Consider the following 15,773-nt stretch of genomic DNA (forward strand, 5'->3'; position numbering starts at 1 on the left):
CAATCATACAGAAACTATACTTAAATTTTGTTTTATAGTTACATTTTTAAAAATTTAGCTTTAAGAGTATATAATCTCACATAAATTTCACGAAAAGTAGGGCAATGCCAGGAAAGATCAAACTTCGTTTTTTATCAGCTTTTAGAGATTTTTTTATCTATCATCACAAATCTTTAGAATTTCGTGCCAAAATTTTTGCCGCTATGATCTCTGCTAAATTTGACCCAGACGAAGATGATTTTTTTGTTTTAAATGACATTACAAATGAAATTTATGAAAATGACCAAACCAGAAAAGATTTTTTAATCCAAACTGTTAAAGAGTATGTAGCAAGAGTTAAAAGAAACGATAGGATCACACTTGATGCACTACTTTTAAGCATTGATAAAGACCTAAAAGATCACAAAAGATATGCCAAAAAGATAGATTTTTCTCACCTTCGTCGCTTGATGAGTGGCTGTGAGGAAGAAATTTTAGTTCAGCAAAGAGTTTATGAGTTTTTAATAAACGAAGTTAAACTCTATTCTTAAAATTATCATTCATTTTAAATTTTTAATCATCAACTAGCATAAAATTATTTCTTCATCTGAATAGCAGTCTGAATCATCTCATCACTTGTTGTGATACTTTTTGCACTAGCCTCATAAGCCTTTTGTGTGACTATAACCTCACTTAGCGCTTGACCAAGATCGACATTACTCATTTCAAGCTTGTTTGCTAAAATTTGCGCTCCATAAATGGTCTCACCAGCTTTATTTTTGTAAAAAAATGCTTCACCTGAATTTGGAGTTGCTTCATAGAGATTATCACCCACTTTTGATACGCCTTGCTCATTTTGGAAGTGAAATAGAGCTATTTTTGCAGCTATAAATGAGCGAGAATTGTCAAAATTTGCCATGATATTTCCACGATCATCGACACTATATTTTGAGAGATTTCCTTCGGCGTAGCCATCTGCTTTTATGACAAAATCTTTTTTTGAATTAGCCGAGCTTGTTATGCCATTATAGACATTTGCATCTCCATCGCCAAGAAAATTTAAAGCTACGTTTCCAACGCTTGTTAATGTATTTGTAACAAGCCTGCCACTACCATCAAAAGTAAGTGTTCCCATAGCTGTATTTTGTACAACACCATTAGCATCAGTTATCGTAGCTGTGGCATTCCAGATAGTTTGATTGCCACCTTGAGGGATTTGCTTTGTAAAATTTATAGTTACTAAGCTTTTTGTACCATCGCTGTTATATATCTCTGAGCTTAGTTTTTCTTTATTAGCTACTTCAACTAGTGATGTAACTTCTGCTTTTACATCTAAGCTAGCAAAATTCATAAATTTTAGGCTTTTATTGTTTATATGCCAGCTGCCATCGCTCTCTAGTGTGGTTGAAAACTCACTAAATTTACCATCACCATCTTTTACTTTTACTACTACGCTATCACCTGCTTTTGCACCAAATCTTGTCTGACTTAGCGGAATTTGTCCATTTAGTGAGATAGTTTTGTTTGTATTATCGAGTGTATAATTAAAATTTGCCGCATCAATGGCTGTTGTTCGCTTATCTGCTATAAGGCTTGAGTCTAGGTTGCCTTTTAAATTTATATTTTTTGTTTGCTTGGCTGGCATATATAAAAAATGAGGTAAATTTATGCCTTTTTGTGAGCCAGTATCGCCTAGTTTTAGATCTTCTTCTTTTGCAGTAAATGCCTGCGTGGTACCTTTTGTTTGACCATATTTTCTAAGAGCATTAGCACTTGGAGTAACTGGAGTAAAACTTGTTAACGTACCAAGAAGCAAGTTGCCTTTATTATCTACTAAATTTCCAGCCCCATCTATATCGAAGCTACCTGTTCTTGTGTAGTAGTTTCTACCATTTTTATCAACGACACCAAAAAAGCCTTTACCGCCTATGGCTAGGTCAAAGTTATTATCAGTATTTTGAAAACTACCATTTGTCATCTTTAAAGCTGTCGTTTGTTTCGTAGCTCCAAGACCTACTTGATTGTTAGTTGGACCACTTCCAGCTGAAGCCATATGTTGATTGATTAAATTTTTAAACTCAGGGATTGAAGCTTTAAAACCTACGTTGTTGATATTTGAGATATTATTTGCCCAAACATCCATGCCAAAGCTTTGTGTTTTAATGCCACTAATTCCGTTGTAAAAACCTCTCATCATGGCTTTTATCCTTCGTAAAATTCAGATATTTTATCCATTGGGACATATTCGCCTGCGATTTTTATCATAGCTTTGCCATCTACAAATTTTACTGCCTCGACTGGATAGCTACCTACTTGAGTCTTGTATGAATTACCATCTTTTCCAGTGTAATTAACAGAAACTGTATATGCACCATTTGGTAATTGTTTTCCAGAATCATCTTTACCATCCCAAGATATTCTGCGAACTCCTGATTTTAGATCTTTTATATCGATTGAACGAACGACCTCTCCATTTGCATTTTTAATTTCAAGCTTACCATTTGCAAGATCTGATTTAAAATAAAGTGCAAAATTTACAGTTTTTTGCTCATCTGTTAGTAAAACTGAGTTTGAACCAGTTGAGACCATTTTGCCAAGGGCTGAGATAGCGTAGGCATTTGCATTTGATTTTAACTGATTTACAAGCTCTTTCATAGCTGAGTTTGTATTTTGTTGCATCTCTAGTGAAGCTAGCTGGCTAGTTTGTGTGAGCATCTTTTCAGTATCCATAGGACTTGTTGGGTCTTGATACTGAAGCTCTGTTAAAAGTAGCTTCATAAATGCATCTTTATCTAGCTGTGCATTTGGGTTAGTTCCTGTGCCAGCTGCTGCATCTTGCTTTGCTTTTGCCTTTTTCTCGGCATTTTTTTGTTGTGTTGTTTGTGTAGTTATATCTGAAACTGAAGCCATGATCTCTCCTAAATATATCTTGGTATTACTAGCTCAAGCAAGCTTTGTTCCGCTTGAGTGTTTTCGCTCTCATCGCTTTGATTTGAGCTGTATTTGTTTTTTGCTTGTTCTCTTTTGCCTTGTCTTTGATTTTGATCTGAGAAATTCATCTCAAGCTCGGTAAACCCCATATTTACAAGGCTATTTTTAAACTCGGCTTGATTTTGTAAAAAGAGATTCATCGTAGCCGTAGTTGAGTTAAAATTTACATGTAAGTTATTGCCGCGATTTACCATCGTGATCTCAACCTCGCCTAAATTTAGAGGATTAAGCGTTATGTTAAAACGAGTGATCGGAGCTTTGTAGTTTTGCACCTGCTCTTTTAGTGTAGAAGAGAAGTTACTAAGCGTCTCTTTTATCTCAGCCTTTGTTTGAAGCTGGTGTTTGGCGCTACTAGCGATATCTTTTACCATTTGATTTAGTTCTGATTTATTATCGCTGTTAAGTGTCTCTTTGCTCTCAAAATTCTCATTTTTTTGTTGTTCTCTTTCAGGGAAGAGTAGCGACTCAAGAGTTGGGACTTTTTGCGCCTTTTGCTCGTGTAAATTTACCTTTACTTTTGGCTGCTCATCTGGCTCAATATCCACTATCTCATCATCAAGCTTTACTTCACTATCATCTAGCTTTTTAGGCTCTTCTTTGACTAAATTTTTAACCTCGCTGGTTGGATTTGCCACCACCTCTTTTAGCAAAGTATCAAGTTTTACGACCTCTTTTGGCTCGTTTTTGATGATAGTTTGCTCGACCTCGTTTTTTAGCTCTTTTAGGTAAAAAGGCTTGTCCTCAGTCTTTATCGGCGTGAAAAATTCCTGCTTGCCCAAATTTTTAAACATCTCGTTTAGTTTTGGCACATCTTCATTTGAAATTTCTATATTTTCAAGGCCAAGGTCAAATTTCTTAGCAAGGTTGATAAGATCGCTAACGCTTTTAACGTTGCTAAGCTCTTCGACGTTTTGGGGCACACTTAAGAAATTTGCTATTTTGTCGCTGAAATTTGGAAATTTGCTTACTTTTTCATTGCCATTTAGTATCTCTAAAACTTGCAAAAGCTGCATGAAATTTGCATTTTCATAGAGCTCATTTTTTGTATCTTCGTCCAAATTTTCTTCAAGTGCGGCTGAAATTTTTGCCACGCTTTCGTTTTGCGCTTTTTGCAATGTCTCTTTTTGAGTTGTAACCGTTTTTGTTATCTCTTTGACATCTTTTTCAGTGATTTTTTGGCCGCTATTTGCCTTACTCGCAGCTGCATCTAAAACCATCGATAAAAATTCGCCATTATTTTGAGATTTTTTAGAAATAGAGGGCTTTTTACCTCCAGCAGGAGCCAGCAAATCTACGTTATTTTTCGCTGTATAAGCTTGCATTTAAACCTTTCAAATTTTTAAACTTAATGCCAAACATGCAAAATCTATTCCAAAAATTAATTTCTTGATATCAGCTTAAAATTTATAAAAATTTAGCTATAATCTGCCCCTATTTTAAAACTGACAAACGAAAAATAGCAAACTAATAAACGGAGAAAAATTTGGAAAAGATACGAAATATAGCCGTTATCGCACACGTCGACCACGGTAAAACAACAATGGTTGATGAGCTTTTGAAGCAATCAGGAACATTTAATGAGCATCAAAACCTTGGCGAGCGTGTAATGGATAGCAACGACATCGAAAGAGAGCGTGGTATCACGATCCTTTCTAAAAATACCGCCATTCGCTACAAAGATACAAAGATTAATATCATCGACACTCCAGGCCACGCCGACTTTGGTGGCGAGGTAGAGCGTGTTCTTAAGATGGTTGATGGCGTTTTGCTACTTGTCGATGCGCAAGAGGGCGTTATGCCACAAACTAAATTTGTCGTCAAAAAGGCGCTCTCACTAGGACTTCGTCCAATCGTCGTCGTAAATAAGATAGATAAGCCAGCAGGCGATCCAGACCGCGTTATAAATGAAATTTTTGACCTTTTTGTAGCACTTGACGCAAACGATGAGCAGCTAGAATTTCCAGTCGTTTATGCAGCTGCTAAAAATGGCTATGCAAAGCTAAAACTAAGCGATGAAAATGTAAATATGCAGCCACTTTTTGAGACTATCTTGGCTCACGTACCAGCTCCAAGCGGTAGTGATGAAAACCCACTCCAGCTTCAAGTTTTCACGCTTGATTATGACAATTATGTCGGCAAGATTGGCATTGCAAGAATTTTTAACGGTAAGATCGCTAAAAACCAAAATGTTATGCTTGCAAAGGCTGATGGCACAAAGACAACTGGTAGAATTTCAAAGTTAATTGGCTTTATGGGTCTTGAAAGAACCGATATTAACGAAGCTGGTACTGGCGACATCGTAGCGATCGCTGGTTTTGATGCGCTTGACGTTGGCGATAGCGTCGTTGATCCAAACAACCCTCATCCACTAGATCCTCTTCACATCGAAGAGCCGACACTTAGCGTTGTATTTTCTGTAAATGACGGCCCATTGGCAGGTACTGAGGGCAAACACGTCACATCAAACAAGATCGATGAGCGCCTTGCAAACGAGATGAAGACAAATATCGCGATGAAGTATGAAAACATCGGCGAGGGCAAATTTAAAGTAAGCGGTCGTGGCGAGCTTCAGATCACTATCTTGGCTGAAAATATGCGCCGTGAGGGCTATGAGTTTTTACTTGGCAGACCTGAGGTCATCGTAAAAGAAATAAACGGCGTAAAATGCGAGCCATACGAGCTTTTGGTTATCGATGCACCTGATGATACGACAGGCACAGTCATCGAAAAACTAGGCAAAAGAAAAGCTGAAATGGTCTCTATGAACCCAACAGGCGATGGTCAAACAAGGATCGAATTTGAGATCCCAGCGCGCGGACTTATCGGCTTTAGAAGCCAGTTTTTGACTGATACAAAAGGCGAGGGCGTTATGAACCATAGCTTTTTGGAGTTTAGACCACTAAGCGGTACCGTCGAGCACAGAACAAACGGCGCGCTAGTTTCTATGGAAAACGGCGTAACGCTTGCTTATTCGCTATTTAACTTGCAAGATCGTGGCGTGCTATTTCTTGATCCGCAAGCAAAAGTCTATGTGGGTATGATCATTGGCGAGCATAGCCGTCCAAACGACCTTGATGTAAATCCTATCAAGGGTAAAAACCTAACAAACGTGCGTGCTAGTGGTAGCGACGATGCGATCAAGCTAGTGCCACCTAGAAAGCTAAGCCTTGAGCGCGCACTAGAGTGGATAGAAGATGACGAGCTAGTCGAGGTTACGCCTATAAATATTCGCGTTCGCAAGCGTTATCTAGACCCAACAGAGCGCAAAAGAAAAGCAAAACTCTAATCAAAATTTGTCATCTAGCCCCTTTGTAAAGGGGCTAATAATTAAACTCTAAAAACAGCAAATAAATTTATATAAATTTCTCATACTTTTTTTGCATTATTTATTTAAGTTGGCTTTGTTTAAGACGATTAAAATTTATCAACCTTAAAACTATTTATGCTTTAAAATACCATACTTACTTTTCTATTTTTACTTTTAATATAATCAATATAAAAATGCTTAGTTTATGCTAGAATCGGCGAAAATTTAAAGGAAACCGATGAAAAAACTAAAATTTATCTTTGCTCTCGCCGCGGCGTTTATTTTTGGCGGTTGCTACGAGACGACGTTACTTACGCGCATACCGATCTCCGCGCTTGTTTCGGATAAAGGCTCGGACGTGAAATCCACGCTCGTACTAACGGATATAACGCCGCAGACGCACGTTACGAAAACAGTAACGGACAACGTTCGTATTTTCGTCCCGGACGCTAAATTTAAGGATTTCCCGACGGGAGAAACCGCCTATGAGATGAGCGTTAGCGCCGGCAAGGGCGAAAAGGGCGGCAAAAACTCGGATAAGCGCGCCGTGCGGATATATCTAAGCCAAGACGGCGACGTCTACGGCAAGCTTAGTAAAAACATGCTCGAGCAGTACGCGGGCGCGGCGAAACAGAAAATGGAGCCGACGCTAAAAGCGGCGATCAAATTTGAAAACGACACGAAGGACGTCTATGAGCTGGTCGTGGGCAACGAATTTAAGGCTAGCGACGAGGCGCAGACGGGCGGCGTTTATACCTTGGCGCCGGGGCAGGTCACGGGCGCGATCTGGGCGGATAGCGCGGCGGTACGCGAGGCGATCGCTGGCAAAGCGGTAAAAATCGGCACTCTAAGAAAGTCGGCGAAATGAAAAGCGTAAAAATCGGCTTCATCGGCGGCGGAAATATGGGTGGCGCGATGATAGAGGCGCTTTGGCGAGCGCAATACGGTGAGGCTAACGCGGGGCGAAGCTTTGCCGAGGACGAGCGAAAATTTGACGGCGGTAGCGAGGCGTGCGGGATGGAAAATTTAGTGCAAACGGATAAAGCCCCGAGACCGCGCGAATGCGAAAAAAAGGCGAAATTTGAAATCCTAGCCTGTGCCAGAAGCAAAAACGAAGTCTTGCGGCAAAGATTCGGCGTAAAAATAGCCGCGAACGAAACTGATCTAGCGCGCGAAGCGGACGCGGTCGTGCTGGCTACTAAGCCCGCTAGCTACGAGGCTATCTTGCGCCTGATCGCGCCCGAACTTGTGGACAAAATTTTGCTTCTTTTGGCGCCTAATTTTGGCATAAATCGCGCTAGGCAAATCGTAGGCGAGGGCGTTTATATCGCTCGCGCGATGCCAAATATAGCAGCTAGCATCGGAGCGTCGGCCACGGCTCTTTGCTTTGACGCTAGGTTTAGCGAGGCTAAGAAAGAGACCGTGCGCGAGATAATCTCTAAAATCGGTAAAATTTACGAGATAGACGAGGCCGAGTTTGCCGCATTTACAGGCATCGCGGGAAGCCTGCCCGCGTATGCGTGCGCCTTTATCGAGGCTGCGGCCGATGCCGGCGTGCGAGGCGGACTGCCTAGGCGGCTTTGCTACGACGCCGTCTGTGCGGCCGTGGAAGGGACGGCGCGTCTGATCCAAAGCGGCAAGCACCCTGCCGCGCTAAAAGACGAGGTCTGCTCGCCGGCGGGAACCACGATAGAAGGACTTGCCGCGCTTGAAAACGGCGGATTTCGCGGCGCCTTGATGCAGGCCGTCGCCGCTTGCATCGCCAAAGCGCGGGGTTAGGCAAATTTTTAAGGATAAAAATGAAAAATTTATTATTTGCGCTACTTGCGGCGATAAATTTATTCGCTAGCGAGCCGGGCCTTTCGCCATTGCTGGCCGCAGATACGCTAGAAAAGGTCAAAAAATGCAAAAATCCCGACCTAAACGCTACCAAAGAGTGCGTGCAAGCGGGTATGGTAGCGGCTAACTCAAAGCAAGACTACGGCGCGGCGGAGGGGTTATTTAGCCTAGCCTGCGCTAAAGGAGACGGCGAGGGCTGCTTTTATCTTGGCGAACTTTATAAAAATAATCTAGTAAAAGCCGCGGATAAGAGCGAGCGCGAGACCAAGATTAGCGCGTATTACAAGGCTAGCTGCGTCCTTTACGAGTATTTGCCGGGTTGCTTGGCGCTAGCCAATTTCATACAAGAAGAGCTAGGCGACGAGGTGCAGTCGTTTGCGATAAACAATACCCTATGTAACAAAAAATACGCTCCGGGATGCTACAACGTGGCCTGGATGATAGAGCGAACGGGGGGCGATATAGGCGAGATGATGGAGTATTACGAGCGCTCGTGTAAGCTAGGCTACGCAGGCGGCTGCGAGAGGGCGGCGTGGCTGTATGAGGGAAATTTCAACGAAAACAGATACGAGCAAGTAAAAAAAGATGCGAAAAAGGCAAAGCAAATGCGAAAAAAGGCGTGCGAGCTAGGCGATAAGCAAAGCTGTTAAATTGACAATAAGGCGTTTTGACAAAAATTTTAAAATGATAAAACTCTAGAAAGTCTTAGCATAGCCAGCAATGTAGAGTAGTAACTTTTAGCATATTTATAAATACTGTAAGAAGTTTACTAATTTGTATTTTTAAGTTTATCAAAGTCTTGCCACATTTTTTTGTGGTAAGTAGTGAAGTAAAGTCAAGTTTTTACTTCACTAGACTCAAAAGTAAAATTTTTAAAGAGCTTGTGTTTGCTTATATTTTTAGCTATCAAAACAATCAACAAAACCCATTGATAAATTTTCTACTAAATCTTATTTTAAATAAAAGTAAATATTAATTTTCTTAAATAAAGCTAAATATAACAATGTGATTTTAAGTTATTAGGTTATAAAATTTTTTTAAATTTTATTTTTAAGGATTGCAACATGAAAATGCTATTTTTAGCCCCTGTCTTAGCATGTAGTCTTGCTTTTAGTGCCGATGTCATCGCAAAAGATGCCAATATAACGCTAGATGGCAAGATGATAGGAAAGATCGAGGTTTTAACACCAGTTGAAGTCGTCGAAAAAGGCGATAAAACGAGCAAGATCAAGGTTAGTGGCGTCGTATCGGCAAACTACTTAGCCCAGCTTCAAAGAAGCGTAGAAGATCCTGAAGTTTTTGTAGCTTTTAATGACGAGAGCGAGGCAAATTTCAAAAAAGTAAAAGATCTTGAAGATGACTACGGCGAGGTTTGGTACCAAGCAGATGGTGTTTACGAAGTGCCAAATGACGCACTTGGTGGCGACACAAAAAAGCTTTACGTAAAAGCACAACAAATTTATGAAGAGACCTGCTCTGCGTGTCATAGACTTCATGAGCCAAATAGCTTTACAGCGGCTCAGTGGCCAGCAAATTTAGCTGGAATGGTCGATGCGAAATTTGTAGCACTAGATGAAACTGACCTAAATTTAGTGCTCAAATACTTACAACACAATGCCAAAAAAGTAAAATAAATTTTCATAAGGGAGAAAATATGAAAAGACGAGATTTCATAAAATTTTCTGCACTTGCAGCCACTGCAGCGCAGGCAAACAAGATAGAGGGCGTGACAAAAACTATTTTTGACCAAAACAAAACTTTTGGAGCAAATAGATTTGGTCTATTTTGGGCAAATACCAACTCAAATCAAATCGTATCCGTTGATCCATTTGATGGTGATAAATTCCCAAATACAATGAATAACAGTTTGCCAGATCTCATCCAAAATGAAAGTCGCGTACTCTATCCGTACGTAAGAAAAAGCTACTTAAAGGCAAAAGGCGCAGCAAAAAGTGAGCTTCGTGGCAAAGAAGAATTTGTACGTGTTAGCTGGGATACAGCACTTGACCTTGCTGCAAAAGCCTTAAAAGAAAATTTTGACAAATATGGCCCTGAAAGCATTTACGGCGAATGCTACTGGTGGGGTGGTAGTGGTAAGATCAGCTGGGGTAGGACTGTTGGTCACAGGATGCTAAAAGTGCTTGGCGGATACGTCGAAGAGAGCGGCGACTACTCAACTGGAGCTGGCCTTGTCATCATGCCTCACGTCCTTGGAAATAGTGCGGTTTATGACGCTCCTACAAAATGGGAAGCTATGGTTAAAAATGCTAAGAACATTGTATTTTGGGGTACTGACCCGCTTGTAACTGGTCAAATTTCATGGCAGCCACCAACACATGATGGTTATCTTGGTATTAAAAAGATAAAAGATGCTGGCATTAAAACCTATAGCGTTTGCGTCTTTAAAAACGACACCACAAGATACCTTGACTCTGAAACTATCATCGTTCGTCCAAACACTGACGTAGCAATGATGCTTGGTATGTGCCACTATCTTTATGAAAACAATCTTTATGACGAGGAATTTATAAAAAAATACACAGTTGGTTTTAATAAATTTAAAGACTACTTGCTTGGTACGACCGATAAAGTGGTAAAAGATATAAACTGGGCTAGCAAAATTTGTGGCGTAAAAGCTGAAGAGATTGCAAAATTTGCTACTGCACTTGCAAAAGAGCCAAGCACTATTATCGCTGGTAGATCACTTCAAAGACAAGACCATGGCGAAATGAGCTTTTGGGGTATCGTAACTCTTAGTGCGATGCTTGGCCACATCGGTAAAGAGGGTCTTGGATTTGAGTTTAACCTCTACTACGGAAACGGCAGCACTGATAAGATAGCACCTGCTCTAAAAGGTATCAGCACTAGGATAAGCGAGAAATATGAAAACGTAGATGGTGCTCCGTGGAAAAAATTTAAAAACGTAACCATCCCGTCTTCAAGATCAATCGAAGCCTTGCAAAATCCTGGCAAAGAGATAGACTATGATGGCTCTAAGATCAAACTTCCACATATGAGAGTAGCTTACATGGCTTCTGGTTCAATGTTTACAAGGCACCAAGATGTAAATAACGCCGTTAAAGCGTGGCGTAAATTTGATACTGTAATAACTGCTGAGCCATACTGGACAAGTACAGCTAAACTAAGCGACATCGTCTTACCAGTGGCGCTTGAGGTAGAGAGAAATGACATCAACCAAAGTGTCCCATCGAGCGAATACATCGTGGCATACAAACCAGTAGTTGAGCCAATGGGAGAAAGCAGAAGTGACTACTGGATATGCTCACAAATTTGCAAACGCTGGGGCAGAGAAGAGGTCTTTACTGAGGGTAAAGATGAGCTTGGCTGGGCAAAAGAATTTTACGCAGACGCCGTAGAGCAAGCTAAGGCACTAGATCTTAAAATGCCAAGCTTTGATGAGTTTTGGAAAGAGGGCTATGTCAAATTTGACAAAGACAATGAAGAGACAAAATACTACACAAGACTTAGTGCATTTAGAGAAAATCCGCACAAAAATCGCCTTGGTACGCCATCTGGCAAGATAGAGATATACTCTCCAACTATCGCTAAATTTGGCTACAAAGACTTTGCCCCACACTTTGCTTGGATCGAGCCGTTTGAGTGGCTTGGTAGTGAAAAAGCTAAGAAATATCCATTTAGCATCACAACCCCACACTCAAGATATCGCCTCCACTCTCAGCTAAATAACTCAATAATCAGAAACTACGCTGAAGTTTGTGCTAGAGAGCCGATGTTAATAAACACAAACGACGCTAAGAAAAAAGGCATCGCAACTGGTGATGTAGTGAGAGTCTTTAACGATAGGGGCGAAATTTTAGTAGGAGCGCTTGTTACTGACATTGTCCCAGAGCACGTCATCGCTATTTGCGAAGGTGCATGGTATGACCCTGAAGTACTTGGCGAAAGAAGCCTTTGTAAGCACGGATGCATCAATGTCCTAACACGCGACAAAGGTACGTCTAGCATCGCTCAAAGTAACTGCGGACATACGATACTAGCGGATCTTGAAAAATATAAAGGCGAGATCAAGCCAATAACTGCGTTTTCTAAACCAAAAATTTTACAATCTTTGTAGAATTTATATAAATTTAGCCCTCGCATGGGGGCTAAATTATTTTTAGGTCATTTATATCTTCAAATTTGATCCTAGTTTTTACAACCATAAGAGTTTTGTTTTTGGAATTTACGTCAGAGATTAGTCCACTAGCACTTGTATAGGTGTAGCCGTCATGGTAGCTTACGTATACTTCATCAGCTGCTCTTAGCCTGCTTATCTTTTTTAAAATTTCATCGACTTTGCTCTCATCAAGATCTAGTTTTTCGCATTTTTCTCGCTCTTTTTGTCGCAAGGCTCGCTCTAGGGTTGATAGGGGATTAAACGAGCTAAAAATTTTTGCTCTATCTTTACTCGCCACTTTTGTGCCCTCCGATCTTTTTATTTCGGTCTTGCCCAGTGGCTTCTGGCAGTAGATCGATAGCTCTTAAAACCGAGTTTTTACCAAATTTTTCTTTTATGAGATTTAGGGACTTTAAAACTGCCTTTTCTTTAGTATCATCCTCAAAAAGACTAGAGTGAGCTAGGCTCTCTTTTACTACGTCATTTGCACTGATGCTAATTTGCCTAATCAGCCCAACATTTTTTATCTTGTTTAAAAGCAGCTCTTCGGCCAAACTCATCAGCACACTTGAGACATTTGTTGGCGTTTTAAACCGAACGCTTGCACGCTGTAGTGGCTCAAGCTTATCGGCAAATTTTATATTTATCGTTATTCCACTTGCCATTACTTCTTTGTTGATCATCCTAAGCGCTAGCCTATCAGCCATCTCTTTTAGTACGACTACCGCCTCGCAACGCTCATAATCTCTTGGTAAAATTTCAGAGCTAAAGTAGGATTTTGTGTTTGGTTTATATGCTTTTATATCAGCTATTGTCGTTGGCTCTATGCCATTTGCGTGATCTATCGTTATATAGGCATCAACTCCAAAAAAATTCTCAAGTAGGCTTCGTGGAGCATTTGCTATATCTTTCATACAAAAAATTCCATGTTTTTCCAGCTTTAGCCTAGTTTGCTTACCGATACGCCAAAAATCATCTAAGGGTTGATGCGTCCAAAGACGCTCTTTATAAAGCTGCTCGTCTAAAAATGCAATCCCATCATCACTGTGCTTAGCCAGTATATCAAGGGCGATTTTTGCGAGGTATAAATTTGTACCCATGCCACAGGTGGCCGTCACGCCAGTAGTTTTTAAAATTTCATCCATTATCTTTTTGGCTATGGATTTTGCATCGGTATTATAAAATTTAACATAAGAAGTAAGATCGATAAAGGCCTCATCGATAGAATAGACATAGATATCATCTTTTGAGACATATTTTAGGTATATCTCATAAATTTTAGCCGCATAGTCGATGTAAAACTGCATTCTAGGCGGTGCAATGATAAAATTTATAGCCTTTGGTATTTCAAAAAGCCTGCATCTATTTTTCACACCTTTGGCTCTAAGAGCTGGGCTAACGGCTAGGCAAACACTTCCGTTGCCGCGACTATCGTCAGCCACGACCAGATCGGCTTTAAACGGATCAAGCCCTCGCTCCACGCACTCAACTGAGGCGTAAAAGGACTTTAGATCAATGACGGCATAAAATTTTTGTGCTTCGTTTTTCATTGGGTGATTATAGATGAAAATTAGTAAAAGTTCGTTTTTGAAAAATTGATCTTAAGGCTAAAATTTCTAATAAAAATTTTTTAGAAACAAAATAAGTAAAATAGATAAATTTTACTAGTGGAGTTAGGGTAAATGTAATGCATAAAAGAGTTAATACAATTAGCCCTTCTATTGAAAAAAGTAGACAATCAGGTGTTTATATTGGTTTAACAGATAGAAGTGATGTAAATTTTAGTAAAGTAAAAATAAAAATGGCGAGTCTATGCTTGGAGCTTTTGCTATGCCAACATTTGATAACAGCAATGAAGATGCTAAAATAGATGGCAGAGTTAGAAATTATGGATTTTGTATTTTTCAAGGCTAAATTTACCACGTGATTTTTATATCGATCTCATGGCAAAAGCTGGTAGAAGCCAAACTAAGGTTGATGCAAAAGATGTAGATTATAAAATCTCAATGCCATATTACAATGCTAGCTTTGGCGTCGGCAAAAAGATAGAATTTGATAGTTTTATGCTTGATAGTGGGCTAAACTACGCACTCTCTTATGTCGATAGCGATGAGGCAGATATCAGACAAAGCACATTAAAATTTAGCAGCGTTACATCAAGTAGAGCTAAAATTTACTCAAAAATAGCCTATGATGCTGGTAAATTTAACACCAAGTCAAAAATAGCAGTGATGCAAGAAGACTAGAGATCAGCCTAACTCAAAAAGGCACGAGCTCAGAGGTTGAGGTCGGTCTAAGATATACGCCAACTTATGCAACACTCATAAATTTTGGCATAGCACAATCTTTTGGTAAAAAAGATCAAAGCAGCGCAAAACTTAAGTTTGCTTATAGATTCTAAAAATTTAGTGGCTTTTTGGCCACTAAATTTACTTATTTTTATAGATTTAGCCGTAAATCTTCTTTAAATTTTCAAGCTTTGTGCTAGCATTTAGTAGTAACATATCGGCGATAACTAGCCTTATCATCGCGGTTGCAACGACGCTTCCTCGTATGCCTATACAAGGATCATGCCTGCCTCTTAGCTCAAAATCTACCACTTCGCCAGCTAAATTTAGCGTCTTTTGCTCTTTAAATATCGAAGGCGTAGGCTTAAAATGGCTCTTTAACACGATCTCAGCGCCGCTACTTATACCGCCAAGTATGCCACCAGCGTTGTTGCTCAAAAAGCCAAGCTCGTCCATCTCGTCGTTGTTCGCTGAGCCAAGCATAGAGCTTACATTCACGCCAGCACCGATTTCTACGGCTTTTACGCCGTTTATACCCATCAAAGCCGCTGCTAAAGCGCTATCTAGCTTATCATAAAGTGGCTCGCCAAGACCAGCTGGCACGCCTCTAGCCACGCTTAAAACCACAGCTCCTACGCTATCGTGCTCGCTTCTAGCTTTATTTACCACTTCTTTCATCGCTTCTTCATTACCAAGAGCGTAAATTTGAGAATTTTTAGCAAAGTTAAAGTCTATTTTGTCACTAAAAACTTTGCCTATACCAAGCACTCCACTTAAAATTTCTATATTAAACTCATTTAAAAGTAGCTGCGCAAAAGCTCCACCAGCTACTCTAACGGCCGTTTCTCTTGCGCTTGAGCGTCCGCCGCCTCTGTGATCTCTAAAACCATATTTTTTGAAATATGTAAAATCCGCATGGCCTGGACGGAAAATTTCACGTAAATTTTCATAGTCGTTTGACTTTTGATTGTTGTTAAAAATGGCAAAACCTATCGGCGCTCCAGTGCTTATGCCATCAAAGACACCGCTAAAAATTTCTATTTTATCGGCTTCATCTCTTGCGGTTGTGAAATTGCTTTGTCCAGGGCGACGCTTGTCAAGCTCACTTTGGATGAAATCTGTATCGATCTTTAGCCCAGCTGGAAGTCCATCTATCACGCCACCGATCGCCACCCCATGGCTCTCGCCAAAGGTTGTTAAGGTTAGTTTTTTGCCAAATGTATTCAAAATT

Annotated in this window: 14 protein-coding genes; 8 read left to right on the forward strand and 6 right to left on the reverse strand. The window is 40.3% G+C overall.

The genetic code is table 11. The features are described from left to right. Window positions 1-104: 104 nt before the first annotated feature. Window positions 105-530: a hypothetical protein gene (locus CVS93_RS06800; RefSeq protein WP_107687061.1), complete on the forward strand. Its 426-nt coding sequence runs from the start codon at window positions 105-107 to the stop codon at window positions 528-530. Window positions 531-574: 44 nt separating this feature from the next. Here the strand turns inward: CVS93_RS06800 and CVS93_RS06805 are convergent, their stop codons facing one another. The 3 genes from CVS93_RS06805 to CVS93_RS06815 are packed head-to-tail and all read right to left on the reverse strand — an operon-like array spanning window position 575 to window position 4,292. Continuing rightward, window positions 575-2,173: a flagellar hook protein FlgE gene (locus tag CVS93_RS06805; RefSeq protein ID WP_107687109.1), complete on the reverse strand. Its 1,599-nt coding sequence runs from the start codon at window positions 2,171-2,173 to the stop codon at window positions 575-577. Between the two features lie 8 nt (window positions 2,174-2,181). Beyond that, entirely contained in the window at window positions 2,182-2,889 is a 708-nt protein-coding gene (locus CVS93_RS06810; RefSeq protein ID WP_021090228.1) for a flagellar basal body rod modification protein, read from the reverse strand. A gap of 8 nt (window positions 2,890-2,897) precedes the next feature. Further along, window positions 2,898-4,292: a flagellar hook-length control protein FliK gene (locus CVS93_RS06815; RefSeq protein ID WP_107687062.1), complete on the reverse strand. Its 1,395-nt coding sequence runs from the start codon at window positions 4,290-4,292 to the stop codon at window positions 2,898-2,900. A gap of 161 nt (window positions 4,293-4,453) precedes the next feature. On the opposite strand from CVS93_RS06815, the gene typA reads away from it, so the two are divergent. The 6 genes from typA (at window position 4,454) to CVS93_RS06845 (ending at window position 12,212) form a co-directional block, all read left to right on the forward strand. Next, complete coding sequence (gene typA / locus CVS93_RS06820) at window positions 4,454-6,256, forward strand: translational GTPase TypA (RefSeq protein ID WP_107687063.1); 1,803 nt, start codon at window positions 4,454-4,456, stop codon at window positions 6,254-6,256. Between the two features lie 259 nt (window positions 6,257-6,515). Then, the gene (locus CVS93_RS06825; RefSeq protein WP_107687064.1) at window positions 6,516-7,145 is read left to right on the forward strand and encodes a hypothetical protein; all 630 of its coding nucleotides are present in this window, start codon (window positions 6,516-6,518) and stop codon (window positions 7,143-7,145) included. Beyond that, the gene (proC, locus tag CVS93_RS06830; RefSeq protein WP_107687065.1) at window positions 7,142-8,056 is read left to right on the forward strand and encodes a pyrroline-5-carboxylate reductase; all 915 of its coding nucleotides are present in this window, start codon (window positions 7,142-7,144) and stop codon (window positions 8,054-8,056) included. Before CVS93_RS06825 ends, proC begins: the two co-directional genes overlap by 4 nt. A gap of 20 nt (window positions 8,057-8,076) precedes the next feature. Next, window positions 8,077-8,766 (forward strand): tetratricopeptide repeat protein, encoded by a 690-nt coding sequence (locus CVS93_RS06835; protein ID WP_107687066.1) that lies wholly within the window; start codon window positions 8,077-8,079, stop codon window positions 8,764-8,766. A gap of 414 nt (window positions 8,767-9,180) precedes the next feature. Then, entirely contained in the window at window positions 9,181-9,750 is a 570-nt protein-coding gene (locus CVS93_RS06840) for a hypothetical protein (RefSeq protein ID WP_107687067.1), read from the forward strand. Between the two features lie 20 nt (window positions 9,751-9,770). Next, window positions 9,771-12,212: a molybdopterin-dependent oxidoreductase gene (locus CVS93_RS06845; protein WP_107687068.1), complete on the forward strand. Its 2,442-nt coding sequence runs from the start codon at window positions 9,771-9,773 to the stop codon at window positions 12,210-12,212. A 31-nt stretch (window positions 12,213-12,243) separates the two neighbouring features. Here the strand turns inward: CVS93_RS06845 and CVS93_RS06850 are convergent, their stop codons facing one another. Both CVS93_RS06850 and CVS93_RS06855 read right to left on the reverse strand, forming a co-directional pair. Further along, entirely contained in the window at window positions 12,244-12,552 is a 309-nt protein-coding gene (locus tag CVS93_RS06850) for a YolD-like family protein (RefSeq protein WP_234400105.1), read from the reverse strand. Continuing rightward, window positions 12,542-13,804 carry a DNA repair protein gene (locus CVS93_RS06855; RefSeq protein WP_107687069.1) on the reverse strand — a complete coding sequence of 421 codons (1,263 nt, stop codon included), beginning with the start codon at window positions 13,802-13,804 and terminating at the stop codon, window positions 12,542-12,544. The genes CVS93_RS06850 and CVS93_RS06855 overlap by 11 nt, the downstream gene beginning before the upstream one ends. 345 nt (window positions 13,805-14,149) lie before the next feature. On the opposite strand from CVS93_RS06855, the gene CVS93_RS06860 reads away from it, so the two are divergent. Further along, window positions 14,150-14,500: a hypothetical protein gene (locus CVS93_RS06860; protein ID WP_107687070.1), complete on the forward strand. Its 351-nt coding sequence runs from the start codon at window positions 14,150-14,152 to the stop codon at window positions 14,498-14,500. A gap of 201 nt (window positions 14,501-14,701) precedes the next feature. Here the strand turns inward: CVS93_RS06860 and aroC are convergent, their stop codons facing one another. Then, window positions 14,702-15,769 carry a chorismate synthase gene (aroC, locus tag CVS93_RS06865; protein WP_107687071.1) on the reverse strand — a complete coding sequence of 356 codons (1,068 nt, stop codon included), beginning with the start codon at window positions 15,767-15,769 and terminating at the stop codon, window positions 14,702-14,704. Window positions 15,770-15,773 lie beyond the last annotated feature (4 nt).

Origin of the sequence: Campylobacter concisus (assembly GCF_003048535.1) — a bacterium.
Taxonomy (GTDB): domain Bacteria; phylum Campylobacterota; class Campylobacteria; order Campylobacterales; family Campylobacteraceae; genus Campylobacter_A; species Campylobacter_A concisus_S.

Coding starts and splice junctions, on each gene's coding strand:
- CVS93_RS06840 (WP_107687067.1), top strand. CDS start 9,181: ATGAAAATGCTATTTTTAGCCCCTGTCTTAGCATGTAGTCTTGCTTTT.
- CVS93_RS06805 (WP_107687109.1), bottom strand. CDS start 2,173: ATGAGAGGTTTTTACAACGGAATTAGTGGCATTAAAACACAAAGCTTT.
- CVS93_RS06835 (WP_107687066.1), top strand. CDS start 8,077: ATGAAAAATTTATTATTTGCGCTACTTGCGGCGATAAATTTATTCGCT.
- CVS93_RS06825 (WP_107687064.1), top strand. CDS start 6,516: ATGAAAAAACTAAAATTTATCTTTGCTCTCGCCGCGGCGTTTATTTTT.
- CVS93_RS06845 (WP_107687068.1), top strand. CDS start 9,771: ATGAAAAGACGAGATTTCATAAAATTTTCTGCACTTGCAGCCACTGCA.
- CVS93_RS06810 (WP_021090228.1), bottom strand. CDS start 2,889: ATGGCTTCAGTTTCAGATATAACTACACAAACAACACAACAAAAAAAT.
- CVS93_RS06855 (WP_107687069.1), bottom strand. CDS start 13,804: ATGAAAAACGAAGCACAAAAATTTTATGCCGTCATTGATCTAAAGTCC.
- CVS93_RS06815 (WP_107687062.1), bottom strand. CDS start 4,292: ATGCAAGCTTATACAGCGAAAAATAACGTAGATTTGCTGGCTCCTGCT.
- CVS93_RS06800 (WP_107687061.1), top strand. CDS start 105: ATGCCAGGAAAGATCAAACTTCGTTTTTTATCAGCTTTTAGAGATTTT.
- proC (WP_107687065.1), top strand. CDS start 7,142: ATGAAAAGCGTAAAAATCGGCTTCATCGGCGGCGGAAATATGGGTGGC.